Source organism: Fusobacterium sp. IOR10 (assembly GCF_010367435.1).
Classification (GTDB): domain Bacteria; phylum Fusobacteriota; class Fusobacteriia; order Fusobacteriales; family Fusobacteriaceae; genus Fusobacterium_B.
Map to the genome: position 1 here is coordinate 13,507 of NZ_WJWY01000010.1, position 24,752 is coordinate 38,258.

General features: G+C 29.8%; 22 protein-coding genes and 1 riboswitch. Of the genes, 1 reads left to right on the forward strand and 21 read right to left on the reverse strand.

What is annotated here, in order from left to right:
* Positions 1-11: 11 nt before the first annotated feature.
* The 15 genes from uvrC to GIL12_RS04175 form a co-directional block, all read right to left on the reverse strand.
* Complete coding sequence (gene uvrC / locus GIL12_RS04105; protein ID WP_163469092.1) at positions 12-1,796, reverse strand: excinuclease ABC subunit UvrC; 1,785 nt, start codon at positions 1,794-1,796, stop codon at positions 12-14.
* Positions 1,787-2,656 (reverse strand): RNase adapter RapZ, encoded by an 870-nt coding sequence (rapZ, locus tag GIL12_RS04110; protein ID WP_163469093.1) that lies wholly within the window; start codon positions 2,654-2,656, stop codon positions 1,787-1,789. Before rapZ ends, uvrC begins: the two co-directional genes overlap by 10 nt.
* A gap of 132 nt (positions 2,657-2,788) precedes the next feature.
* Positions 2,789-3,133, reverse strand: coding sequence for a DUF1667 domain-containing protein (locus GIL12_RS04115; RefSeq protein WP_163469094.1), 345 nt, complete (start codon positions 3,131-3,133; stop codon positions 2,789-2,791).
* Positions 3,133-4,392, reverse strand: coding sequence for an NAD(P)/FAD-dependent oxidoreductase (locus tag GIL12_RS04120; protein WP_163469095.1), 1,260 nt, complete (start codon positions 4,390-4,392; stop codon positions 3,133-3,135). Before GIL12_RS04120 ends, GIL12_RS04115 begins: the two co-directional genes overlap by 1 nt.
* 13 nt (positions 4,393-4,405) lie before the next feature.
* Positions 4,406-5,842, reverse strand: coding sequence for an NAD(P)/FAD-dependent oxidoreductase (locus tag GIL12_RS04125; RefSeq protein ID WP_163469096.1), 1,437 nt, complete (start codon positions 5,840-5,842; stop codon positions 4,406-4,408).
* 150 nt (positions 5,843-5,992) lie between these two features.
* Positions 5,993-6,391 carry a dihydroxyacetone kinase phosphoryl donor subunit DhaM gene (gene dhaM, locus GIL12_RS04130; RefSeq protein ID WP_163469097.1) on the reverse strand — a complete coding sequence of 133 codons (399 nt, stop codon included), beginning with the start codon at positions 6,389-6,391 and terminating at the stop codon, positions 5,993-5,995.
* Positions 6,388-7,020, reverse strand: coding sequence for a dihydroxyacetone kinase subunit DhaL (dhaL, locus tag GIL12_RS04135; protein ID WP_163469098.1), 633 nt, complete (start codon positions 7,018-7,020; stop codon positions 6,388-6,390). Before dhaL ends, dhaM begins: the two co-directional genes overlap by 4 nt.
* 12 nt (positions 7,021-7,032) lie before the next feature.
* The gene (dhaK, locus tag GIL12_RS04140) at positions 7,033-8,028 is read right to left on the reverse strand and encodes a dihydroxyacetone kinase subunit DhaK (RefSeq protein WP_163469099.1); all 996 of its coding nucleotides are present in this window, start codon (positions 8,026-8,028) and stop codon (positions 7,033-7,035) included.
* Positions 8,029-8,133: 105 nt separating this feature from the next.
* Positions 8,134-9,630 carry a glycerol kinase GlpK gene (gene glpK, locus GIL12_RS04145; protein WP_163469100.1) on the reverse strand — a complete coding sequence of 499 codons (1,497 nt, stop codon included), beginning with the start codon at positions 9,628-9,630 and terminating at the stop codon, positions 8,134-8,136.
* A 55-nt stretch (positions 9,631-9,685) separates the two neighbouring features.
* A complete protein-coding gene (locus tag GIL12_RS04150; RefSeq protein ID WP_163469101.1) occupies positions 9,686-10,414 on the reverse strand; it encodes an MIP/aquaporin family protein in 729 nt (242 codons plus the stop codon).
* Positions 10,415-10,680: 266 nt separating this feature from the next.
* Positions 10,681-11,472 (reverse strand): HAD-IIA family hydrolase, encoded by a 792-nt coding sequence (locus tag GIL12_RS04155; RefSeq protein WP_163469102.1) that lies wholly within the window; start codon positions 11,470-11,472, stop codon positions 10,681-10,683.
* A gap of 104 nt (positions 11,473-11,576) precedes the next feature.
* On the reverse strand, positions 11,577-12,863 hold the full coding sequence (locus GIL12_RS04160) for a TRAP transporter large permease (protein WP_163469103.1): 1,287 nt from the start codon (positions 12,861-12,863) through the stop codon (positions 11,577-11,579).
* A 15-nt stretch (positions 12,864-12,878) separates the two neighbouring features.
* Positions 12,879-13,370 carry a TRAP transporter small permease gene (locus tag GIL12_RS04165; RefSeq protein ID WP_163469104.1) on the reverse strand — a complete coding sequence of 164 codons (492 nt, stop codon included), beginning with the start codon at positions 13,368-13,370 and terminating at the stop codon, positions 12,879-12,881.
* 177 nt (positions 13,371-13,547) lie between these two features.
* Positions 13,548-14,573 carry a C4-dicarboxylate TRAP transporter substrate-binding protein gene (locus GIL12_RS04170; protein WP_163469105.1) on the reverse strand — a complete coding sequence of 342 codons (1,026 nt, stop codon included), beginning with the start codon at positions 14,571-14,573 and terminating at the stop codon, positions 13,548-13,550.
* A 304-nt stretch (positions 14,574-14,877) separates the two neighbouring features.
* A complete protein-coding gene (locus GIL12_RS04175) occupies positions 14,878-15,438 on the reverse strand; it encodes a glycerol-3-phosphate responsive antiterminator (RefSeq protein ID WP_163469154.1) in 561 nt (186 codons plus the stop codon).
* 271 nt (positions 15,439-15,709) lie between these two features.
* On the opposite strand from GIL12_RS04175, the gene GIL12_RS04180 reads away from it, so the two are divergent.
* Positions 15,710-16,426, forward strand: a complete 717-nt coding sequence (locus GIL12_RS04180) for an MgtC/SapB family protein (protein WP_163469106.1) — start codon at positions 15,710-15,712, stop codon at positions 16,424-16,426.
* A 147-nt stretch (positions 16,427-16,573) separates the two neighbouring features.
* Here the strand turns inward: GIL12_RS04180 and GIL12_RS04185 are convergent, their stop codons facing one another.
* The 6 genes from GIL12_RS04185 to purM form a co-directional block, all read right to left on the reverse strand.
* The gene (locus tag GIL12_RS04185; protein ID WP_163469107.1) at positions 16,574-17,938 is read right to left on the reverse strand and encodes a sodium:alanine symporter family protein; all 1,365 of its coding nucleotides are present in this window, start codon (positions 17,936-17,938) and stop codon (positions 16,574-16,576) included.
* A gap of 199 nt (positions 17,939-18,137) precedes the next feature.
* A riboswitch (glycine riboswitch) is annotated at positions 18,138-18,239 on the reverse strand.
* A 147-nt stretch (positions 18,240-18,386) separates the two neighbouring features.
* A complete protein-coding gene (gene guaB, locus GIL12_RS04190) occupies positions 18,387-19,841 on the reverse strand; it encodes an IMP dehydrogenase (protein WP_163469155.1) in 1,455 nt (484 codons plus the stop codon).
* 198 nt (positions 19,842-20,039) lie between these two features.
* Positions 20,040-21,275, reverse strand: a complete 1,236-nt coding sequence (purD, locus tag GIL12_RS04195; RefSeq protein ID WP_163469108.1) for a phosphoribosylamine--glycine ligase — start codon at positions 21,273-21,275, stop codon at positions 20,040-20,042.
* Between the two features lie 16 nt (positions 21,276-21,291).
* Positions 21,292-22,827, reverse strand: coding sequence for a bifunctional phosphoribosylaminoimidazolecarboxamide formyltransferase/IMP cyclohydrolase (purH, locus tag GIL12_RS04200; RefSeq protein WP_163469109.1), 1,536 nt, complete (start codon positions 22,825-22,827; stop codon positions 21,292-21,294).
* 29 nt (positions 22,828-22,856) lie between these two features.
* A complete protein-coding gene (gene purN / locus GIL12_RS04205; RefSeq protein ID WP_163469110.1) occupies positions 22,857-23,435 on the reverse strand; it encodes a phosphoribosylglycinamide formyltransferase in 579 nt (192 codons plus the stop codon).
* Entirely contained in the window at positions 23,429-24,493 is a 1,065-nt protein-coding gene (purM, locus tag GIL12_RS04210) for a phosphoribosylformylglycinamidine cyclo-ligase (protein ID WP_163469111.1), read from the reverse strand. Before purM ends, purN begins: the two co-directional genes overlap by 7 nt.
* Between the last annotated feature and the right edge of the window lie 259 nt (positions 24,494-24,752).

The following is a 24,752-nucleotide window of genomic DNA, read 5'->3' on the forward strand; positions in this document are numbered from 1 at the left end:
ATCAAATATTTCTAATTATTATCTGTATTTTTTAATTTTTCAATTATTTTTTCTGCAATCTTCAAAGGGATTATTTTAGATATCTCTTCCACACTGGAATTTCTTATTCCCTCCACAGAACCAAAATACCTTAATAATTTATTTCTTCTTTTTTCCCCTATTCCCTCAATATCATCTAATTCACTTTTTATAATTCTTTTTTTTCTAAGTTTTCTATGATAAGTAATTCCAAATCTATGTGCTTCATCACGGGCTCTTATTAAAATTTTTAAAGTTTCATCTGATTGGGAAAACTTATATGGTTCCTTTTCCTTATACTTATAAATTAATTCTTCCTTTTTAGCAATACTTAATAAATCAGAAATATTATCCCTACCTATTGACTCTAATATTTGTCCAACTGAATTTATTTGACCTAATCCCCCATCAATTAATATTATATCTGGAAAATCCTCTTTTTTTAGTTTAGAATATCTTCTTTCTATAACCTCTTTCATCATTTGAAAATCATCAGGTGTGTCTTTGGAATTAATTTTATATTTCCTATAATCTTTTTTTGAAGCCCTTCCTTCAATTGAAACACTCATTGAAGCAACTGCATCCTTTCCTTGGATATTGGAAATATCAAAACATTCTATTTTTCTAGGATACCTCTTTAAATTTAGTCCATTATATAGTTTTGACATTGATTCTTCTATAATATTTTTTTTATTATAGAAACTAATTATATCTTTATTTAAATTTAAATAGGCCATATTAAGAATACTTTTTCTTCTTCCTCCCCTTAATGGAAAATTCAATTGAATTTTTTTACCTTTTTTTATTCTAAGCCATTCCTCTAATAAAGCTTGATTTTCTTTATATTCATATTGAAAAACAATACTATTTGGTATTGGATGATTTGTATAAAAACCCCTAACAACATTTTGAAATATATTACTTTCTATTTTTCCATTTAAACTTAGGGTTATGGAATTTTTTCCTAAAATTTTACCTTCCCTCATATTTAATATACAAATAAATATTCTACTTCCATCCTTTGCCATACAAAATACATCTTCATCTATTCCCTTTCCATACTGGGAAACTTGATTATTAACTGTTTCTTCTATTTCTTTCTTTTGTTCTCTATATACTATTGCCTTTTCAAATTCCATATTTTCAGCTGATAATTTCATAAGAGTATCTAACTCTTTTATTATTTTTTTTCCCTTCCCATTTAAAATTTCCTTTGAAAAATTAACTTTTTCATTATATTCTTTTTCTATATCTTTAAAAACACAAGGACCACTACAAAATTTCATATAATATTTTAAACAGGGTCTGTTGAATTTTTTATTCATATCCCTATTGCAATCTCTTATTTTAAACAACTTAACCATTGTCTCTTTTAATTTCCAAGCTCCATTTGGATAAGGGCCAAAATAATAACCAGTTTTTGGGTTTAATAATTTTGTTGTTCTTATAATTGATATTTTTGGAAATTTTTCCTTGGAAATTTTTATATATGGATATGTTTTTTCATCCTTTAGTTGAATGTTGTATTTTGGAGAATATTTTTTTATTAAATTATTTTCTAAAATAAAAGCATCCACTTCACTGTTACAAATAATTGTCTCTATATCCTCTATATTTCTAACTAAATTTTTAGTTTTTTCATCCTTGTGATCTAAAAAAAAATAGGAATAAACTCTTTTTTGTAAATTTTTTGCCTTTCCAACATAAATTACCTTATTATTGTTCTTCATTAAATATACTCCTGGTAATTTAGGAATATTATAATTTTTTATTTCCAATGGTTATTTTCCTCTTCCCTATGACTCACATAAATCTTTCCCACTTTATTATAATCTAAATCTTCGGACAATTTATTTACAAAGGTAACCGATCTATGCTGCCCACCACTACAACCTATTCCTATAGTCAAATGATGTTTGCTATCTTTAATATATAAAGGTAATAAAAATTTTATCATATCTAATATCTTAGAATATAATTCCTTTGATTCTTTAAATTTCATAACATAATCTGAAACCTCTTTATCCTTTCCAGTTTTTTCCCTTAATTCTTCTATATAAAATGGATTCGGTAACATTCTAACATCAAAAACTAAATCTGTATCCATTGGAACCCCATATTTAAATCCAAAAGATCTAATATGAATACTAATTTGTTGCTTTTTATTAATTGAACCCATTTCTCCTATCATACTTGCTAAATCCTTAGCTGACATTTCAGAAGTATCCAAAATAAATGTAGATTTTTCTCTAACATTGGTCATTGCTTTTCTTTCTTCTTTTATACTTTTTAATAAAGTTGAAGCTCCAAAGGGATGTCTTCTTCTTGTTAAACTATATCTATTTAATATAGTTTTATTTGATGCTGTTAAAAATAAAATTTCATAGTCAACTGCAATACTTTCTAAGCATTGAAGTAATAATGCAAATTCCTTGTCAGATGAAATAGCTCTATTATCTATTCCCAGTGCTAATTTATCTATATTCAGCTCTGTTTCACCCTTCTCTATATTTTGTAAAAGAAAAATTGCAATTCTGCATAAAGTATTGTCCATAGTAAAATAACCCTTGTCCTCCAAGGCATGTAATGCTATAGTTTTTCCTGCTCCACTTAATCCTGTTACAATCATTACTTTCATTATATACTCCTTATTCACCACATAAATAAAATATATTTATTACCTTCATTATACTAAATTTTCAAAGAAAAAACCACAGAATAAATTCTGTGGTTTTTTGGGCGATTGTTTCGTTTATATGTAATTTTATCTTTACATATCTCTACATACTACTACATTTACTCCAGTATCTAAAAGATTTTCGATTACAATATCTCCAACCTTAACTGGTGAAACTAGTTCTATTTTATCTAGTTCCTTCATACATTTAAAATTAAAATCTTTAGGAATAGAACCATCTGTTTTAACTGGAACTCTTTTATAAATTCCACCTTTTATTTTAACAGTTGAAGTAATAACTCTTTTTGGAGCTGTTAATTCCTCTTTAGCATATACTTCACCTCTTGGACAGTTGTTTCCAGTCACTTGTAAAGACTCTGTATCAATTGATAGATGACATCCTATTGGACAAACTATACAAATCATTTCTTTTTTCATTATTCCTCACCTCTAACTAATTCAACTATTATCTCGTTTCCTTGAATTTTATCTAAAATAACTTTAGGTATTATTACTTTTTCCATTTCTCCTGGAGCTACATGTGATTTTTTAAGACTCATAATTACATTGCCCCCATCTTTTATTTCAAGCTTCATATTATTATAAACATTTTTAACTCTCATAAATACTTCAAGAGATTTATCTATATTTTTCATTCTAAATTTTTGAGGAACTGTGTAGCCTATTCCAAAACCATTTTTGATTTCTTTATATTCTCCATCAGAAACTTCTCCCTTTATATATTTAGATGCTGAAATTCCAGCTTTTCTTGCCTCTGCACTTACAAAATCCACTAAATCATGAACATGAAGTACATTTCCACAAGCAAATATTCCATCTATATTAGTTTGCATCATTTCATTTACAACTGCTCCATTGGTTCTTCTATCAATTTCTACACCAGTAGCTCTTGAAATATCGTTTTCTGGAATAAGACCAACTGACAACAATAATGTGTCCACTTCATATGTTCTTTCTGTTCCTGAAATTGGTTTTCTATTTTCATCAACTTCAGCTATAGTAACGCTTTCTAATCTTTCTTTTCCTTTAATATCTATTATTGTGTGAGATAAATATAAAGGTATATCGTAATCATTTAAACATTGAGCTATATTTCTTGCTAATCCTCCAGAAAATGGCATAAGTTCAACTACTGCTTCAACTTTAGCTCCTTCTAATGTCATTCTTCTAGCCATTATAAGACCAATATCTCCAGATCCTAAAATAAGAACTTTTTTACCTACCATATAACCTTCCATATTTACATATCTTTGAGCTGTTCCTGCTGTAAATATTCCTGATGGTCTTTCTCCTGGAATAGAAATTGCTCCTCTTGTTCTTTCTCTACATCCCATAGCCAAAATAATAGCTTTTGCATCTATTAACATATAACCATCTTTTGTGTTTATTGCATGAATTTGTTTTTGTGGAGTTACATCTAATACCATAGTATCTAGTTTAATTTCTATATTCATTTGTTCCAATTGTTTTATAAATCTTCCTGCATATTCAGGTCCTGTTAACTGTTCCTTAAATTCATGAAGACCAAATCCATTATGAATACATTGTTGTAAAATTCCACCTAATTCTTTATCTCTTTCTATTACTAATATACTTTCAATTCCATTTTTTCTTGCTTCAACTGCGGCAGCTAAACCTGCTGGTCCTCCCCCAACTATAACTAAATCATATTTCATTTCTTGTCCCTCCCTATTTAACTTCTTTAGTCTCATTTGTTAAAATGTATGAACCTTTTTTATCTTGAACTATTTCGTTCAAATTCTTTCCAAGTTCTCTTGATAAAATTTCTTGCACTCTTGGACCGCAGAATCCACCTTGACATCTTCCTGCTCCAGGTCTACATCTTTTTTTAACTCCGTCAACTGTGTGAGCTCCAACTTTTCTGTGTATAGCATCTACAATTTCACCCTCTGTTATACTTTCACATCTACAAATAACTCTTCCATATCTAGGGTCTTTTTCTATTAATTTTGCTTTTTCTTCTTGAGACAATTCCATGAAATGAATTCTTTTTCTGTTATTTTTAAAGTTTTCTTTTTTAGTTGCTTTTAATTTTTCTACTACCATTTTTGCAACATCTTTTCCAATTGCTGGAGCTGAAGAAAGTCCTGGAGATTTTGTTCCCGCTATATTAAAGAACCCTTCTGCATCTTTAGCTTCTCCTATTATGAAATCTCCTGTACTAGGTTCTGCTCTAATTCCTGTGAAATTTCTAATATTATCTCTATAATTTATATTTTTTATACTTTTTTCTGCTTGTCTTTTAATGTCATCTAATCCCTCTTGAGTACTTGCTACACAATCTCTATCTTGAACATCATGAGCTGTTGGTCCAACTATTATATTCCCGTGTACTGTTTGAGCAACTAAAACTCCTTTTCCCATTTCAGTTGGGCATTGGAAAATAACACTATTTGTTAAATGAGTTTCAACTTTATCTAAAATATAGTATTCTCCTATTCTAGGATGAATATCAAAATGTTCTTTACTAACCATATCATTTATTTTATCTGCATAAACACCTGATGAATTTATAACTACTTTTGTTTCAAATTCTCTTCCATCTTTTAATATAACTTTATAACTTCCAGATTTTTTTTCTATATTTTTTACTTCTGCATTAAGTACTATGTCTACACCATTTTCAGCTGCATTTTCAAACAACTTTATACAAAGTTCATAAGGTCCTGTTACTCCAGCTGAAGGAGCCCATAAAGCACATACAACATTTTTATTTATATTTGGCTCTTTTTCTAAAATTTCTTCTCTTTCCATAATTCTCATGTTAGGAACACCGTTTGCTAAACCTCTTTCATATAAAGTTTCAACATGTTTTCTTTCTTCTTCTGAAAAAGCCATAACGTATGACCCTATATTTCTATATGGGGCATCTATTTCTTTGCTTAACTCTTCATACATTGCGCACCCTTCTACATTATATTTGGCCATTAAAGATCCTTCTTTTGCATCATAACCTGCATGAACTATTGCTGAATTTGCTTTTGTTGTACCATTTGAAACATCGTTTTCTTTTTCCAATACAGCTATGTTTAAATTATACTTTGACAACTCTCTTGAAACTGACGCTCCCATTATTCCAGCACCTATCACTAACACGTCTAACATTTTTACCTCCCTAAAATCTTAAAAAAAAATAGTCAAACAAAGAAAAGAAGACAATATCCCTTTCCTTTGTTTGACTCTCTTTAATCTCTAGTCAATATTATATTTCTGCAGTTAATTATCTCTTATTTAGGATATTTTGTCAATCTGTTTTTATACTTTTTTAAAAGATTTCAAATCTTCTAATTCTTCTTGAATGTCACCTATATTAATATCATCGTCATTCATTGAAACAGCTAAAATAGCTCCCTCTACTATTGGGGCATCTGCTATCTTTATTAAATCTTTATTAAATTTATCATCTTCAATAAATTCTATTGCCATTTCTGAATTTAATATTGAACTTCCTAAATCACAAAAAATTAAAACTCCATCCTTTTCATAAGCTTCTTCTATTGATTTTTTTATCACCATTGGATTAGATCCAAAAGCTCCATCATCCATTCCCCCACCATTTAATATTTTAAATGGTTTGTTTTGCATTTCTTTACAAAGATTTATTATTTCATCTCCTAGTTTTTCATTATGAGACACTATCACTATTCCTATCATATTCCATTACCTCGCAATACTTCTGTTATAGTTTCTAAAATCATATAAGAAGATGCTGCACCTGGATCCAAATGGCCTATACTTCTTTCTTTTAAATAACTTGCCCTTCCCTTCTTTGCAATCATTTCTATAGTTGAATCCCTTCCAGATTTTGCTTTTTCTAAAGCTTCTGAAAAAAGTAATCCTATCTTTATTTCTTTATTGATATTTTCTTTTAGATAATTACAAAATGGAACTAAAGTATCTAACATAGTTTTCTCTTCTATATCAGATTTTCCTCTCATTTTAATTCCTTCTATTCCAATATTAATTATTTCAGGAATATCTTCTTTTGAAATATTTTCTTTTCCCTTCATGAATATTCCCATCTTCATAAAGGCTGTTCCATAAAGAGCTCCTGAAGCTCCACCAACATTGGATATTAATGTCATTGCTATTTTAGTTATTATTTCATTATTGCTTAATTCAACATATTTTTCTGATTCTTCCTTTAATTTTGTAAAACCTCTATTTAAATTAACTCCGTGATCTCCATCTCCAATAGCTCTATCTAAATCTGTTAGATAATCTTTATTTTCCTTTATTGTTTCTGCAATTTTATTGATCATTTCTATAATTATTTTTTGCATATTATCTCCTTTTTATAGGTTTTTCATTCCAACTGTATCACTTTGAGCATCCAATAATTCTTTCATTTCATCATCTAATTTTAATAAACTTATTGAGAAACCTTCCATATCAATAGAAGTCATAAAGTTTCCAACCAATGTTTTATAAATTTTTATTTCTTTTTTATCTAAAACTTCTTTAACTGTCTTATTTGCAATATATAATTCTATTAAAGTTGTTGCACCTAAACCATTAACCATAACTGCAACTTCATCATCTGGTTTTATTTCAGAATGTTTAAAAATTTCATCTAAAAGTTGTTTTGCATGAACTTCTGCAGTTTTAATTTTTTCTCTATGAGTTCCTGGTTCCCCATGAATTCCTAAACCTATTTCAACTTCATCTGGAGCTATATCAAAACTTTTTCTTCCTGTTGTAGGAACAAAACAAGGTTCTAAAGACATTCCCATAGTTTTAACATTATGTATAACTTTTTCTCCTAATTTTTTTAATTTTTCCAAAGAATATCCTTTTTCTGCTGCTGCTCCAACTATTTTATGAACAAAAACAGTTCCAGCTATTCCTCTTCTACCAACTGTATATGTACTATCTTCAACAGCTACATCATCATCTACAACTACCTTATCTACTTTTATTCCGTCAGCTGTTGCTAATTCTGCTGCCATTTCAAAGTTCATAACATCTCCACTATAGTTTTTTATAATTAACAATACACCTGCATCTGTTGCAACTGCTTTTATTGCATCATAAACTTCGTCTGCACCTGGAGATGAAAAAATTTGTCCACAAACTGCTGCATCTAACATTCCTCTTCCAACATATCCTGCATGAGCTGGTTCATGACCACTTCCACCACCACTTATTAAAGCTACTTTACCTACTTTTTTTTCTTTTCTTATAATTATATTTCTACCTTCAACTCTATCTAATAAATTTCCATGAGCATCTACCATTCCTATAAGCATTTCATCAACTATATTATCTACATTATTTAATATTTTTTTCATGATTCCTCCTATTTAAGAAATTTAGGCTAGATAAAGAAATACTTTATCTTTACCTAGCCTGGTATTATTTTAAAAGTTCAGTAATTATCATAACTTTATATTATTCTAATCTTCTTCCCAAGCCATTGCTCTCTTAACGGCTTTTTTCCATCCCTTATATTTTTTAGCTCTAATATCTTCATCCATATTAGGAGAAAATTCTCTATCTAATACCCATTTTTCTCTAATTTCTTCTTTAGTTTCCCACATTCCAACTGCAAGCCCTGCTAAGTATGCTGCACCTAAAGCAGTAGTTTCTAAATAAGTTGGTCTTCTTACTGTTTTACCTAAAATATCAGATTGGAATTGCATTAAGAAATTATTTGCTGCTGCTCCTCCATCAACTCTTAACCCATTTAATTGAATTCCTGAATCCTCTTGCATTGCTTCTAGTACATCTCTTGTTTGATAAGCAATGGATTCCAATGTAGCTCTTATTATATGATTTTTATTAGCTCCACGAGTTAATCCTAAAATTGCTCCTCTTGCATACATATCCCAATAAGGTGCTCCTAATCCTACAAATGCTGGAACTACATATACCCCTGCACTGTCTTTTACTTTTTTAGCAAAGTATTCTGTATCACTTGACTCTGTAACAAGTTTTAATTCATCTCTTAACCATTGAACACTTGCTCCTCCTACAAATATACTTCCTTCAAGAGCATATTGAACTTTTCCTTCAAGACCAATAGCTATAGTTGTAAGTAATCCATTTTTACTTTGAACCATTTCCTCTCCTGTGTTCATAAGTAAGAAACAACCTGTTCCATATGTATTTTTAGCTTCTCCTTTTTCAAAACAAGCTTGTCCAAATAATGCAGCTTGTTGGTCACCAGCTACTCCTGCAATTGGAACTCTGTGACCTCCTTTACCTCCTAAGTTAGCATAACCAAATGTTCCTGAAGAATCTTTTACTTCTGGAAGCATTGATTTAGGAATTCCTAATTCTTTAAGTAATTTTTCATCCCATTTTAACTCTTTAATATTATAAATCATAGTTCTTGAAGCATTAGTATAATCTGTTGCATGAACTTTACCATTTGTAAGTTTCCATATTAACCAACTGTCAACATTTCCAAATAATAAATCTCCTTTTTCTGCTCTTTCTCTAGCCCCTTCAACATTGTCTAATATCCATTTTATTTTTGTTCCTGAGAAATAAGCGTCTAATACTAATCCTGTATTTTCTTTAATATATTCTACTAAACCTTCTTTTTTTCTTAATTCATCACAAATTTCAGCTGTTCTTCTACATTGCCAAACTATTGCATTATAAACAGGTTCCCCTGTGTTTTTATCCCAAACTATTGTAGTTTCTCTTTGATTTGTAATTCCCAATCCTATAATATCATGTTGAGAAATTCCTGTTCTTGCTATTACTTCAGCAAGTACTCCACTTTGGCTAGACCAAATTTCCATAGGATTATGTTCTACCCATCCTTCCTTTGGATATATTTGAGTAAATTCCTTTTGAGCTACTCCTACCATATTTTGTTGTTCATCAAAAATTATTGATCTTGAAGATGTTGTCCCTTGATCTAAAGCTACAATATATTTCATCTCATTATCCTCCTAATAAATTTATCACTATTCAAAGTTGTATTTAAATTAAAATTTATACTGCCATTGCAATGAACCACACATAGAAAACTCCTCCAACTATTCCACCAAGTGCTGGTCCTACAATTGGAACCCAAGCATATCCCCAGTTTGATCCACCTTTTCCTTTTATTGGTAACATAGCATGAGCTATTCTTGGTCCTAAATCTCTAGCAGGATTTATAGCAAATCCTGTTGCTCCACCTAGTGCCATACCTATAACTGCGATTAGCATACCTATAACAAATGGTGCCATTCCACCTGTGACTCCGTTTCCATATCCTATTGCTAAAATTCCTGCAACTAATAAGAAAGTTCCAAGAAACTCTGTTACTGCGTTCATTGGTTTATTATCAATAGCTGGTCCTGTTGCAAAAACTCCTAATTTTGTTCCTGCTTCTGGTTCTTCATCCATTAAATCCTTATAACTTAACCACGCTAAACAAGCTCCTACAAAAGCTCCTATAACTTGAGCAATAATGTATCCAGGTACTAATTTCCAAGGGAAAGAACCTGCTGCTGCTAATCCCAATGTTACTGCTGGATTTAAATGAGCTCCACTAACCCATCCAACCATATAAACTGCCATTGTAACTGATAAACCCCATCCCATACATATTACTATCCATCCTGAACCTTTACCATAACTTTTATTTAAACTAGTGGTCATATTAACTCCATTACCAAAAAATAAAAGTGCTGCTGTTCCTATAAATTCTCCTAAATACATTGCTCCTGGTGTCATAATTGTCCCTCCTTTTAATCTAAAAACAACAAAATACTTAATAAAAAAAGAAAACCTTAAACTATAACTTTTTCAAATTATTCTTTCAAGCCTCCTTTTTCTCCCAGCTATATTCTATTAATCTAAGAATACCCCATGTTTTTTGTTTTGTCAACAGGTTATGTAAGCTATTAAGGAATTTTTTGTTCTAATATAATAACAATAAGACTATTTATTTACGGTTAGAGCTAAAAAAAATCTGGAAAATTTCCAGATTTTTTTATTATTTAAATTTCTTCAATCATTTCATTTATTGAATCATACACATAATCTGGCACAAATTCAGTACTAGCTAGCATTTTTTTGTTAGTTTCCCCACTCATAACCAATATAGAAGTTAACCCATTGTCTAGTCCTGTTCTTATATCTGTATAAAGTCTATCTCCAACAATACATAAATCTTCCTTCTTTAATTTATATTTTTCCAAAATCCCATCCACTATGTATTTATTTGGTTTTCCCACAACTAAAGGTTCTTTTCCTGTGGTTCCTTTTATTAAAGCTATGATAGATCCAACATCTGGCATACATTTCCTCCCTGCTAAAGGGCACACATAATCTGGGTGAGTTGCTATGTATTTAACTCCTTCAGATATATAATCACATGCAATCCATAATTTTTCATATGTTAAAGTTGTATCGAAACCAAGTACAACAAAATCTATTTCTTGATCTCTTTCCTTAATTAGTTTAAATCCAGCTTTTTCAAATTCATCTTCCAAAGCCTTTGTTCCCAATAAAAATATTCTTGCACCTTTTTTTATTTTATTTAAATAAATAGTAGTGGCTTCTCCAGAAGTAAATATTTCATTTTCTTCAGCTTTTATTCCAAGTTTTCCTAATTTTTCAACATAGGAACCTTTATTTTTAGATGAGTTATTAGTTAAAAATAAATATTTTTTATTTTTTTCTTTTATTTTCTTTAAAAATTCTTTTGCTCCATAAATTAATTCATCTCCTAGATATATAGTCCCATCCATATCCAATAAAAAACATTCCTTCTCTTTAAGTTTGCCCATCTTTCCCCCTTAAAATAAAAAGGATTGTATCTTACAAATTTAATCTTGTAAAAGACAACCCTTTGAATTACATTAAAAAATCTCAAATCAAAATTAAGTTTATTTTAACTAAATAAATTTGGAATAATCAATGCTATACTTTGAGAATATGTTACCATAACTAAAACTATTAATAAAGCCACTACAAATGGCCAGATTTCGCTTATGAAATCCTCTAGCTTTACATCAACTATAGAACATACTGTAAACATCATTGATCCAAATGGTGGTGTTAATCCACCTATCATTATATTAACTATAAATATTACACCAAAATGTAAAGGATCTATTCCTAAAGCTGTTACTGCAGGAACTAACAATGGGGCTAATATAACCAAAGCTGCTCCACCTTCTATAAACATTCCTATAAATAAAAGCATAACATTAATCAACATAAGTAATACAAATCTATTATCTGTAAAAGTCATAAGACCATTAGTTATCATTTGAGGTATTCTCTCTAATGTTAAGTAATAACCAAAAACTTTAGCTGATGCTATAATAATCATAACAGATCCTGTACTTCTTACTGTCTCTGTTAAAATTATAGGAATATGTTTAAATTTTAGTTTTCTATAAATTAATGTTCCTACTACAAAACAGAAAAATACTGCAATTCCCCCTGCTTCTGTTGGAGTAAACATTCCAATTCTCATTCCTAAAATAATTCCAAATGGTATTGCTAAAGCCCATACTGATTTTAAAGCTTGTTTTCCTATCTCAGGAAGAGTGGCTGCTTTTGCTCTAGTTGGAGCATAACCTCTTTTCACTGATATTATGTAAACTGTTATCATTAGGGCACCTGTCATTAATATTCCAGGAGTATACCCTGCTAAGAACATATCCCCCACAGGTATATTTGCAATTAAAGCATATAATATCAAGTTAGTTCCTGGTGGAATAACTGGACTAACTGATGAAGAAGCTGCTGTTACTGCTGCTGCAAAGGGAGCTGTAAACCCTTTCTTCAACATTTCAGGAACTAATATTTTAGATTCCATTGCTGCATCTGCATTGGCAGAACCTGAAATTCCACCCATCATAGCACTAAGTAAACAGTTAACTTGAGCAAGTCCACCTTTTAAATGCCCTGCTAAAACTTCAGCCATATTCATTAATTGTTCACTAATACCTGAATAATTCATAACTGAACCAACCATTATAAAGAAAGGTACCGCTAAATATGGAAATGATTCAACTGATGTTGAAAATCTTTGAATAATCATATTCATTTCCATGATATGATTTATAAATATAAAGTAAAACAATGCTGATCCCATAAGAGCAAAACCTATTGGTATATTCAAAAAGAATAAAATAAATAAAACCACTATTGGAGAAAACGAATTCATATTACTAATACCCCCCTAATCTTTTTTCTCATCAACGTGTAAAAATGCTTTTTTAAACGCTTCTATCATAAATAATAAAGAATATAATGTCATTAATCCAAAAGATACAACTAAAGACGCATTAATATACGAATAAGACATCTCCAAGGCTGAAGTTATCTTTGTTGAACCTGAAACATAACCATAACTAAATACAAACATCAAAACATTTAAACCTAATAAAATAATTGATGTGAAAAACTCCGCTACATTTCTTATTTTAGTTGGCAATAAAATCATTAAAGCTTCAACACCTATAAGTCCTTTTTCTCTGTAAGCTCCTGCAGTTCCTAAAAAAATTGTCCAAATAAAGCAACCTACTGCCACTTCCTCTGTCCAATAATAAGTAAAATTTAAACAATATCTTGTAAATACATTCATTATAACTATAACAACAGTTACACTTATAAATAAACTTCCAAGATACAACTCAAAATGTTTCAGAAAATCATTTAATCCTTTTTTCATTGTCCACTCCTCATATAATATATTACCTTTTTTTGTCCATTTAAAAATAAACACTTTTTTAATAAATTGAGTATTCTATTAAAAATGTATTTATTTTTAGTATATAATTTATAAAAAAAGCTAGATGTCGGACTAACTCCAACATCTAGTCTCTCCTTATACAAATATTATACTTAATTATTTACCGTTTTTTATATCTTCTCTAATTTGAGTAAGATTTTCCATTATTTTATCATAAATTCCTGGTGTCCATTTAGGGAATTTAGTAAATACTACTGATGCTGCTTTGTTAAAGGCTGCTGTATCAACTTCGTTGAATTCAACACCTGCTTCTTTTAATTTTCCAATGTATACTTCTTCTAATCTATTAGTTTCGCTAAGATTATCTTCAGCACCTTTATTAAATTCTTCTTGAATTATAGTTCTTTGTTCATCTGTTAAACTTTCCCAACATTTTCTAGAAATAGAAACTGCAGAAACACCTAATAAATGTCTAGTTAAAGAATAATTTTTAACATTTTCGTATTGTTTAGTTCCATAGTAAGAAAGGATAGAACCTTCAACCCCTTCAATAACACCTTGTTGAATTGCTGCATAAGTGTCTGGATAAGGCATAGCCACTGGATTTGCACCCATAGCTTCTAATGTATATGTATATAATTGACTTGTAGGAACTCTTAATTTAACACCTTTTAAATCTTCTGGAGTTTTTATTACTTTATTAGTTTCTAAACTTCTAAATCCAAATACCCAGTCCATAGATAATACTTTAATTCCTTTGTCATAAGCTTTTTCATTTAAATCTTGTACTAGAGGAGTTCTAACCATTCTTAAATATTCCTCAAATGATGTATATAACATTGGTCCTGTTATAGCGTTGTAGTCTGGAATATAATCTCCTAAGAAGTTAACTCCGTCAACAAGGATCCAATCTGATCCATTTGCAACTTGTTCCATTCCATCTTTACCTATTGGTAACGTACCACTTGTGAATAGTTGTAATTCTAGTGTTCCTTTACTTCTTTCATTAACAGCTTTAACTACTTTTACCAATGATTTTGAAGTTTGTTCAGCATCAACAAATTTAGTTGTTACTTTAATTACACGAGCTTCAACTTTACCTTCATCTTTCTTTTCGCCACCGCATCCTACTACTAATAAAGATAATAGTGACGCACACAATAAACCTTTAAACTTATTCATAGTTTGTCCTCCCTGTTTTTTGAATAAAGAAGAAAAAAAATAAAAAACTAAAAATAACTTCAGTAATTTTCCTAAAGTCTCTATCTAGCTTCTCCTTTCTCTACAGCTCTATTCTGTTTTCAATTATAAACATTTTACCCTTTTTAATATGTATTTGTCAAATTTTTTGTACTAATTTTAAATGATTAAGTTTTTTTTTCGTATGTTTGTTTCTTTTTTCACCATCATCTATCTTTATATTTCAGCATATTTTTTTATAATTGGAATATTTTGAATCTTTTTTTGGTCAAATTTTATCCTTTTGTTACATTGTCCATAGTTCTATTTTAGTTGTGGAAACTCCCTCTGCACCTGCTGTTAAAGCGTTTATTATATCTTCTTTGTCATCAATTAACCCACCTGTAATAACAGGCACATTTACTAGATTACATATTCTTTTTATTATTTTTGGCATAACTCCTGGTAAAATTTCAACTGCATTAGGTCTGTTTTCTCTTATGTGTAACATTGTATTTTTAAAAGAAAATGAATCTAGTATAAAAAATCTTTGTATAACTGGAATCTTATTTCTATTGGCAAAAGAAACTATATTATGTTTAGTTGTAATTATTCCATCAAATTTAGTTCTATTAATTAAATATTCTATTCCATAGCTAGAATTAGATAATCCTTCTACCATGTCTATATGCACAAATACTATTTTCCCCTTTTCCTTTAGCTCAGAGACTATCTCATCTATATTTATAAGATTAGACATTATCACAAATATAATCTCACTGTTACTATTTATAGCTTCAGCTAGATTTTCCTTATTTTTTATTGCTGGAATAACTGGATTCCTTTCTAATATTTCCTTTATATTAATCATAATAATATTTCTACCGCCTTTTATAATTTATTATATAAATTATACCATAAAATTATAATTATTCTAAAGAAAAATATAGTTCATTTTTAACCTATTTTGTTCATTTTTTTCAATAATTTTTACTTTTTCAGTTGACATTTTAGCTTTTTTTTGTTATCCTATTAAAAAAGAATATAAGGCGGAGTTTATAGTGAGCTAAATTTTAGAAGACTTTTGTCTTTTCTATTTTTGTGCTCTTTTTTATTTTATTTTATAATGAGGTGGTTGAATGACTCCATTTAGTTTAACATTAGGAAATGTACAAATTTTCACAAGAATTTTCGTAGCTATAATAATCGGAGGAATGATTGGTTATGAAAGAGGTTGTAATAATCGTCCAGCAGGTTTTAGAACTCATATATTAGTTTGTTTAGGAGCTGCTATAGTTTCTTTAATACAAGAACAACTAAGAGTTAACATAATAAAATTAGCAATTGATAATCCTAGTCTTAGTCAAAATTTTAGAAGTGATTTAGGTAGATTAGGTGCCCAAGTTATTAGTGGTATTGGGTTTTTAGGTGCTGGTACAATAATGAAGGAAAGAGGAACAATTGAAGGTTTAACAACAGCTGCATCTCTTTGGGCCACTGGTTGTATTGGACTTGGTATTGGCTGGGGATTTTACACACTTTCAATAACTTCTGGAATCGCAGTTATTGTTGTTTTAGTTACTTTTAAAAAATTAGAAGTTTCAGTAATAGATAAAAAACATATTGTCAAATTAGAAGTTTTTTTTACAGATGAAAATGCTTATGCTCAAAATATATTAATGATTTATGAATTACTTAAATATTCAAATATTAAATCTAAAATCAAAGATATTAAAAAAAATTCAGAAGAAAATAAAGCTAGGTATATATTAATTATACCAAAACAACTAAAACCTATGGATTTGATTTCAGAAATAGCTAAATCACCATGCGTTAAACAGGTTACACGTCTATAATTTATAAAAATAACTCAGTGACTTTTATGTGAATTTTACCCATTAGTTTAATCCCTTAATTGATATTAAAAGTTACTGAATTATTATATTTAAATAAAAAATAAGCTTGAAATTCAAGCTTATTTTTTATTTTCTATTTTAAAGTTATTAATCTTTATTTCTAGTTTTTTCCAAATGATTTTTATAGGCCTTTGTCTCTGCTACAACTACACCAGACAGACCTATTAAAGCTATTAAGTTAGGAATAGCCATAAGCCCATTCACAATATCTGCAAGTGTCCAAATTGCTTCTAACTTTATAAATGCTCCACAAGCAATTAAAACAATGAAAATAACTCTATAAGGTAAAATTCCTCTTACTCCAACTAAATATACTATACAACGTTCTCCGTAATAATTCCATCCTAGAATAGTAGTAAAAGCAAATAATACAAGACCAATTGTTAGAATATATTTACCAATAACTGGATATCCTGTTGAAAAAGCAGCTTGTGTAAGCGCTGCTCCATTTAAATCTCCAGTCCACAATCCACTAATTATAAGTGTTAAACCAGTTAAAGTACATATAATTATTGTATCAATAAATGTACCTGTCATTGAAATAAGACCTTGTTGTGCTGGCCACTTAACTTTTGCTGCTGCTGCTACAATAGGAGCACTTCCTAATCCAGATTCATTTGAAAAAACTCCACGAGCAACACCACTACGCATTGCAAGCATAACAGTTGAACCTAAAAATCCACCCTTTGCTGCTGTTGGACTAAAAGCACTTGTAATAATTTGTTCAATTGCCCCTGGAACCTTATCTGCAAAAATAATTAAAAATCCTATCACTGCAATGAAATAAATTAATGCCATAGTTGGAACCACTTTACTTGCAACTTTTGAAATAGATTTTAATCCACCAATTGTTACTGCAGTTACTAAAATTGTTAAAACAGCTGCAACTACTTTTATAGGGATCCCAAATGATAAATTAGTTATTTCTGTAATTGCATTAACTTGAGCAAATGTACCTATTCCAAAATAAGCAACTAATACTCCAAATACTGCAAACATTACTGCTAGAGGTTTGTATTTTTTACCTAAACCATTTTCTATATAATGCATCGGTCCACCTACAACATCTCCATTTGCATCAATACCACGGAACTTAACAGCAAGTAAACATTCTGAATATTTACTTGCCATACCAAAAAATGCTGCAATCCACATCCAGAACAATGCTCCTGGTCCACCTACTTTAATAGCAGTTGCAACACCAACTATGTTTCCTGTACCAATAGTTGCTGCTAATGCTGTACAAAGAGCACGAAAACTATTAATATCTCCATGTTCATCTCCTTCATCTTTCATACTAGTGAAAATTAATTTTAATGCTTTTGGTAAACTGAAAACTTGTAAAAATTTCAATCTCAATGTTAACATAATACCTGTTCCAACAAGTAAAATTAAAAGTGGTGGTCCCCAAACAAAACTGTCAATACTATTTAATAACTTTAAATAATCCATAAATAAACCCTCCTATAAAATATAAAAACTATCAACTGAGTTTTCACTCTGAAGATAGTTTTAGATTTTTGGAAATTTACAAATTCTTATATAAGTACAACTAAATAAAGTAGTAATTTATTTAAAAATTACTAAATTTAATTAGTTGTTCATATAATTGAATTTATAAAGTTATTAATAGTATAAAGTATTAATAATCTATATTTCCTCTGTCCTTTTGCCTGAGAGATAAAGATTAAAATAAAAATTAAAATCTGTGCACCTTCGGCGCCCGTTTAAGGGACTCTCCAGAGTTGTGTCCTTGTACGGTCCTCACTTAATTAAAAGCACCTGAGAGTTTAACTCCTTCGGTATGTATTTCTACATTCTCCCATACAATTCATCCACTTATATTCAGTTGTTTTTTGAATGTCACTAATATATCACAAACTAGACCTAAATGCAAATTTTATTTAGAATAATTAGGTGCTTCCTTTGTTATTTGAACATCGTGAGGATGACTTTCTCTTAGTCCTGCCCCTGTTATTTTTACAAATTTAGCATTTTCTTTTAAATGTTCAACTGTTGGAGCTCCGCAATAACCCATACCTGCTCTAATTCCACCACACAATTGAAATATAACATCTTTCAATTCACCTTTAAAAGCTATTCTTCCTTCAATTCCTTCTGGAACTAATTTTTTAGCATCATTTTGAAAATATCTATCTTTAGATCCTCTTCTCATAGCTGCCATAGAACCCATCCCAACATATATTTTGAATTTTCTTCCTTCATATATAACTTCTTCACCAGGAGCTTCACTTGTCCCTGCTAATATACTTCCTAGCATTACACAATCTCCTCCACTTGCCAAAGCTTTAACAATATCTCCAGAATACTTAATTCCTCCATCAGCAATAACTCTCACACCAGCTTTTTTACAAACTTCATATACATCATTTACTGCACTAAGTTGTGGAACACCAACTCCAGCTACAATCCTTGTTGTACATATTGAACCTGGTCCAACTCCTACTTTAACTGCATTTACTCCTGCACCAATTAAAGCCTTTGCTGCCTCTGCTGTTACTATATTTCCTGCTATTAATTGAACATCTGGGAAATTATCTCTTATTTCTTTAACTCTTTTTACAACTCCCATAGAATGCCCATGAGCTGAATCAACAGTTATAACATCTACTCCTGCATTAACTAAAGCTCTTACCCTATCAAGTGTATCTGTACCTACCCCTACTGCTGCTCCAACTCTTAATCTACCATGTTCATCTTTACAAGCATTTGGATATTCTACAATTTTATCTATATCTTTTATTGTTATTAATCCCTTTAAATATCCTTCCTCATCAACTATAGGTAATTTTTCTATTCTATGAGAAAGTAAAATTTCCTTTGCTTCATCTAAAGTAGTTCCAACTGAAGCTGTAATTAAATGATCCTTTGTCATAACTTCAACAACAGCAGTTTCATAATCTTTTCTATATTTTAAATCTCTATTTGTTATTATTCCGATTAATTTTCCATCAGCTTCTATAATTGGTAATCCTGAAATTCTATATTGTCCCATTAATTCATCAGCATCTCCAAGAGTAGCTTCCTTATACAAAGTTATTGGATTTTGAATCATACCACTTTCATTTCTTTTAACCTTATCTACTTCTTTAGCTTGTTCTTCAATTGACATATTTTTATGAATAAAACCTAATCCACCTTGTCTTGCTAAAGCTATTGCTAAATGAGCCTCTGTTACTGTATCCATAGCTGCACTTACTATTGGTATATTTAGTGCAATTGTATCAGTAAGATATGCCTTAAGTTGTATGTCTTGAGGCAGAACATAGGACTCTGCTGGTACTAGTAATACATCATCAAATGTTATTGCTTCCTTTGTTATTTTTCCATTCATTGTATACATTCTATCTTCTCCTTATTCTTTATTTATCCAATTTAAATTATTCAACAAAGAGGCCGTCAAATTCTAACAGCCTCATAAATTATATACTCAATATTCAAATACAATTTCTTACTAAACTATATTTTAGTTTAATTGATGTATTATAGCATAATTGTCCTATTTTTTCTATCTTTTTTTATGGGAATTCCTTTAAATTAAGTCTTTATCTCCTATATCGTCCCTATAAAATAATTTACTGCAATTTATTTTTTTAACATCTATATAAGCCTTTTCTTTTGCCTCTTCTAGATTTTCCCCCTTTCCTACTACAATTAAAACTCTTCCCCCATCTGTGTATAATTTTCCTTTTTCTTCCCTTGTTCCCATATGAAAAATTAAAGATTTTACATCCTCTGGAATTATTATTTCTGCATTTTTTGAAGAACTAGAAGGATATCCCTCTGAGGCCAATACTACTCCACAAGAAGTTTCCTTACTCCAATCAACAACAGTCTCTTTATTTTCCATTATATCTAAAATTAATTGAACTAAATCACTTTTCATTCTAGGAAGTATTGCTTCTGCTTCTGGATCACCAAATCTAACATTAAATTCTATGGTTTTAACTCCCTCAGCTGTATCCATTATTCCTGCAAATATAAAACCAGTAAATGGAAGTCCCTCTTTTTGAAGACCTCTTAATGTTGGTCTTATTATCTTTTCAACACTATCCTTTATTACATCATCTGTTACTCTTTTAACAGGGGAATAAACTCCCATTCCACCAGTATTTGGTCCTTTATCCCCATTGAATACTCTCTTATGATCTTGTCCAACTTCCAATGGAATAATTTTATCTTCATGGGCAAGGGCTATTAAAGAAAATTCAAAGCCATCTAAATATTCTTCTATTACAACTTTATTATCAGGGATTCCAAAGGCTATTTCCAAAGCCTCTAAAGCTTCTTTTTTAGTAAGAGCAACTGTTACACCTTTTCCTGCTTTTAATCCATCTTCTTTAATTACTATTGGAGCTCCTTTTTCTTCAACATACAATTTAGCTTCTTCTAAATTATAAAAAGTTTTATAAGAGCCAGTTGGAATATTATATTTTTCCATTATTTTCTTTGCAAAATCTTTACTACTTTCCAATCTAGCCACTGATTTTTTAGGGCCAAATATTTTAAGATCATTCTCTTGAAAAACATCTACAATACCTAAAGCTAAAGTTGTTTCTGGACCAACTATAGTTAAATCTATTTTTTCTTTTTTAGCAAAAGCAACTAAAGCTTCTATATCATTATCTTTTATATTTATATTCTCACAAAATTTACTAGTTCCTGGATTTCCCGGAGCAACATAGACTTTATTAACTAAAGGACTTTCACTTGTTTTCCAAGCTAAAGCATGTTCTCTTCCACCCTTTCCTACAATTAAAACTTTCATTTCATCCTCCTATAAATTAATGTTTAAAATGTCTCATTTTAGTAAACAACATTGGTATTCCATATTTATTACACACATCTATTGAAAGTTGATCTTTAATTGACCCTCCAGGTTGAATTATAGCTTTAACACCATTTTCTATAGCTAACTCCACTGTATCAGGCATTGGGAAAAATGCATCTGAAGCAAGATAAGAATTTTTCGCTTTTTCTCCAGCTTGTTCCAAAGCAATTTTAGCTGCTCCAACTCTATTCATTTGTCCTGCTCCAACTCCAACTGTTTGCCCTAATTTAGTTACTACTATAGCATTTGATTTTACATTTTTCACAACTTTCCATCCAAATAATAATTCCTCAATATCTTCTTTTGTTGGTTTAGCTTCTGTTACACATTGTAAATCTTCAGCCTTTATTTCTCCAAAATCCATATCTTGAATTAAAATACCATCATTTACACCTAAAATTTTCTTTTTATTTAAAATTTCTTGATTTATATCTAAAGTCATTAGTCTTATATTTTTTTTCTTACTTAAAATTTCAAGAGCCTTCTTTGTATAAGCAGGTGCAATAACTATTTCTAAAAATAACTTATGTAACTCTAGGGCCACATCTTCATCAATAACATCATTTACAGCTATTATTCCACCAAAAATAGATATAGGATCTGCATCATATGCTTTTTTCCAAGCTTCTAACATAGTTTCTCCTGTTCCAATTCCACAAGGATTCGTATGTTTTACTCCCACTACAACTTTTTTATTTCCTCCTAAAAATTCTCTTAATATATCAATTGCACCATTGGCATCTTGAATATTATTGTAAGACAACTCTTTTCCGTGAAGTTGTTTTGCACTAGCAAGGGAATATCCTGTCATTGGAGCTGCATAAAAAGCAGCCTTTTGATGAGGATTTTCTCCATATCTTAAATCTTGAACCTTTTCATAGGTCATTGTTAATATTTCAGGAAACTCTATATTTTCCTTTTTAGTTAAATAATCAGCTATTAAAGCGTCATAAGCTGCTGTTGTTCTAAAAACTTTTGCAGCTAATTTACATCTGAAATCTAAACTTGTGTCTCCATTTTCTGTTATTTCTTCTAAAATTTTATCATAGTCACTAGGATCTACACATACTGTTACAAATTTATGATTTTTAGCAGCTGACCTAAGCATGCTTGGTCCACCTATGTCAATATTTTCAATTAATTCTTCATGAGTTCCACCTTTTTTCAAAGTTTCTTTAAATGGATATAAATTTACAACAACTAAATCTATTAATTCTATTTTATTATCTAATAAATCTTTCATATGTTCTTTATTATCTCTAACACATAGAAGTCCACCATGAACATTTGGATGAAGTGTTTTCACTCTTCCGTCCATCATTTCAGGAAATTTAGTAACCTCAGATATCCCTATAGTTTTTATTCCAGCTTCATCTAAAGCTTTTTTAGTTCCACCTGTTGAAATTATCTCATAACCTAACCTAGTAAGTTCCTTTGAAAAATTAACTATTCCAGTTTTATCTGATACACTTATTAAAGCTCTTTTCATTTATGATTACCTCCAAAGTTTATATGATTCTAATCTTTTATTTTTTTACTTAGTTCATTTAATATAGCTGGATAAATTCTATGCTCTATTTTATGAATCTCTTCTTCTAACTTTTCTATATTCCATCCATCTTTTATTTTTAATTTTTCTTGGTAAATAATTTCACCAGAATCTACCCCTTCGTCAACATAATGAATAGTTACCCCTGTTTCTTTAGCTCCTGCTTTAAAAGCATCTCCTATTCCATCTTTTCCAGGATAATTAGGCAAGTAAGCTGGATGAATATTTACAATTTTATTTTCATAGGCCTTTAACAAAGTAGATGATATGATTCTCATGTAACCTGCTAAGGCAATTAATCTTATCTCATTTTCATTTAAAATTTCTATTATTTTTTTTTCATAATTTTCTTTAGTTGAAAATTCTTTAGGAATAACTATATAGCATGGTATCCCTAAATTCTTAGCTCTTTTTTCAGCATAGGAATTTTTTTTATCAACTATTAAAAGCTCCACTGAGTAATTTATATACTTATCTTCCTTGCTCTTTTCAACTATACTTTGAAAATTTCCACCATTTCCAGAAGCAAAGACTGCGATTTTTACCATTCTAACTCTACTCCTTTTTCTCCTTCTATAATATCCCCAAGAACTACAGGTTTTTCACCTAATTTTTCTAGTTCCAAAACAATTTCTTCACTTTTGTTTTCTTCAACTATCAAAATAAATCCAATTCCCATATTAAATACATTGTATAATTCTTCCTTTTCTAGTTCACCTTTTTCTTCTAAAAATTTAAATATTTTAGGTGTATCAATAACTTTAGTATCAATTTTAGCTCTTAGTCCTTCAGGAAGTACTCTAGGTATATTTTCATAAAATCCACCACCTGTAACATGACACATTCCGTTTATTTCAAATTTAGAAAGTAAAGCTTTTATTGTTTTAACATATATTCTTGTTGGTGTAAGAAGAGCTTCTCCCAATGATTTTCCATCAAATAAATCTCTGTATCCATTTAAATCAAATTGATTATCTTTCATAATTATTTTTCTTACAAGGGAAAATCCATTTGAATGAACACCTGATGAAGGAATTCCAATTATTTTATTTCCACTTTTAACTTTTTTCCCTGTTATTAGTTTTGATTTTTCAACTACTCCAACACAAAATCCTGCAAGATCATAGTCACCTATTTTATACATATCTGGCATTTCTGCAGTTTCTCCACCAATAAGTCCACATTCTGATAGAACACATCCATCTGAAACACCCTTTACTATTTGTTCTATTTGTTCAGGAAAATTCTTTCCAACTGCTACATAGTCAAGAAAAAATATTGGCATAGCCCCTTGAACTAAAACATCATTTACACACATTGCCACAACATCTTGCCCTATAGTATCGTGTTTTTCCATTTGGAAAGCTAACATTAATTTTGTTCCCACTCCATCTGTTCCACTTATTAAAACAGGTTCTTTGTATCCTAAAGCAGAAAGATCAAACATTCCACCAAAGGCTCCTATACTGTCCATAACTCCCTTTACTCTTGTTCTTTCAACATGGGATTTAATTCTTCTTACAGATTCATAACCAGCTTCTAAATTAACACCAGATTCAGCATATTTTTTACTACTTTTTACATCTTCCATATAATTCTCCACCATTTTATTTTCCTCCAAATTTTTTAATAAAAAAATACGCTACAAAACATTGCCTCACAGCATAATGATTTTGTAGCGTTACTTGTTAAAATATTTATGTTTTTTTTATATTTTTCAATGCACATAAAAACAATTCCAAACTTTACAAGTTTGAATTTTATGGAAAAACTATTTGTTATACTTTTAACCATTCTTTTTATTTTTACACCAAAAATAAAAAACATTGTATTTATCTCCTTTTTTTTAATGATTTTTTAACCAT

Excerpts from the sequence above, each read along its gene's own strand:
- glpK (WP_163469100.1), bottom strand. The coding sequence starts at position 9,630 with ATGAAATATATTGTAGCTTTAGATCAAGGGACAACATCTTCAAGATCA.
- purN (WP_163469110.1), bottom strand. The coding sequence starts at position 23,435 with ATGGTAAAAATCGCAGTCTTTGCTTCTGGAAATGGTGGAAATTTTCAA.
- GIL12_RS04120 (WP_163469095.1), bottom strand. The coding sequence starts at position 4,392 with ATGAAATATGATTTAGTTATAGTTGGGGGAGGACCAGCAGGTTTAGCT.
- GIL12_RS04125 (WP_163469096.1), bottom strand. The coding sequence starts at position 5,842 with ATGTTAGACGTGTTAGTGATAGGTGCTGGAATAATGGGAGCGTCAGTT.
- GIL12_RS04155 (WP_163469102.1), bottom strand. The coding sequence starts at position 11,472 with ATGGGCAAACTTAAAGAGAAGGAATGTTTTTTATTGGATATGGATGGG.
- rapZ (WP_163469093.1), bottom strand. The coding sequence starts at position 2,656 with ATGAAAGTAATGATTGTAACAGGATTAAGTGGAGCAGGAAAAACTATA.
- GIL12_RS04170 (WP_163469105.1), bottom strand. The coding sequence starts at position 14,573 with ATGAATAAGTTTAAAGGTTTATTGTGTGCGTCACTATTATCTTTATTA.
- GIL12_RS04160 (WP_163469103.1), bottom strand. The coding sequence starts at position 12,863 with ATGAATTCGTTTTCTCCAATAGTGGTTTTATTTATTTTATTCTTTTTG.
- purM (WP_163469111.1), bottom strand. The coding sequence starts at position 24,493 with ATGGTGGAGAATTATATGGAAGATGTAAAAAGTAGTAAAAAATATGCT.
- guaB (WP_163469155.1), bottom strand. The coding sequence starts at position 19,841 with ATGAATGGAAAAATAACAAAGGAAGCAATAACATTTGATGATGTATTA.
- dhaM (WP_163469097.1), bottom strand. The coding sequence starts at position 6,391 with ATGATAGGAATAGTGATAGTGTCTCATAATGAAAAACTAGGAGATGAA.
- GIL12_RS04115 (WP_163469094.1), bottom strand. The coding sequence starts at position 3,133 with ATGAAAAAAGAAATGATTTGTATAGTTTGTCCAATAGGATGTCATCTA.
- GIL12_RS04165 (WP_163469104.1), bottom strand. The coding sequence starts at position 13,370 with ATGAAAAAAGGATTAAATGATTTTCTGAAACATTTTGAGTTGTATCTT.
- GIL12_RS04185 (WP_163469107.1), bottom strand. The coding sequence starts at position 17,938 with ATGGATTATTTAAAGTTATTAAATAGTATTGACAGTTTTGTTTGGGGA.
- GIL12_RS04180 (WP_163469106.1), top strand. The coding sequence starts at position 15,710 with ATGACTCCATTTAGTTTAACATTAGGAAATGTACAAATTTTCACAAGA.
- purH (WP_163469109.1), bottom strand. The coding sequence starts at position 22,827 with ATGAAAAGAGCTTTAATAAGTGTATCAGATAAAACTGGAATAGTTAAT.
- dhaK (WP_163469099.1), bottom strand. The coding sequence starts at position 8,028 with ATGAAAAAAATATTAAATAATGTAGATAATATAGTTGATGAAATGCTT.
- GIL12_RS04150 (WP_163469101.1), bottom strand. The coding sequence starts at position 10,414 with ATGACACCAGGAGCAATGTATTTAGGAGAATTTATAGGAACAGCAGCA.
- purD (WP_163469108.1), bottom strand. The coding sequence starts at position 21,275 with ATGAAAGTTTTAATTGTAGGAAAGGGTGGAAGAGAACATGCTTTAGCT.
- dhaL (WP_163469098.1), bottom strand. The coding sequence starts at position 7,020 with ATGCAAAAAATAATTATAGAAATGATCAATAAAATTGCAGAAACAATA.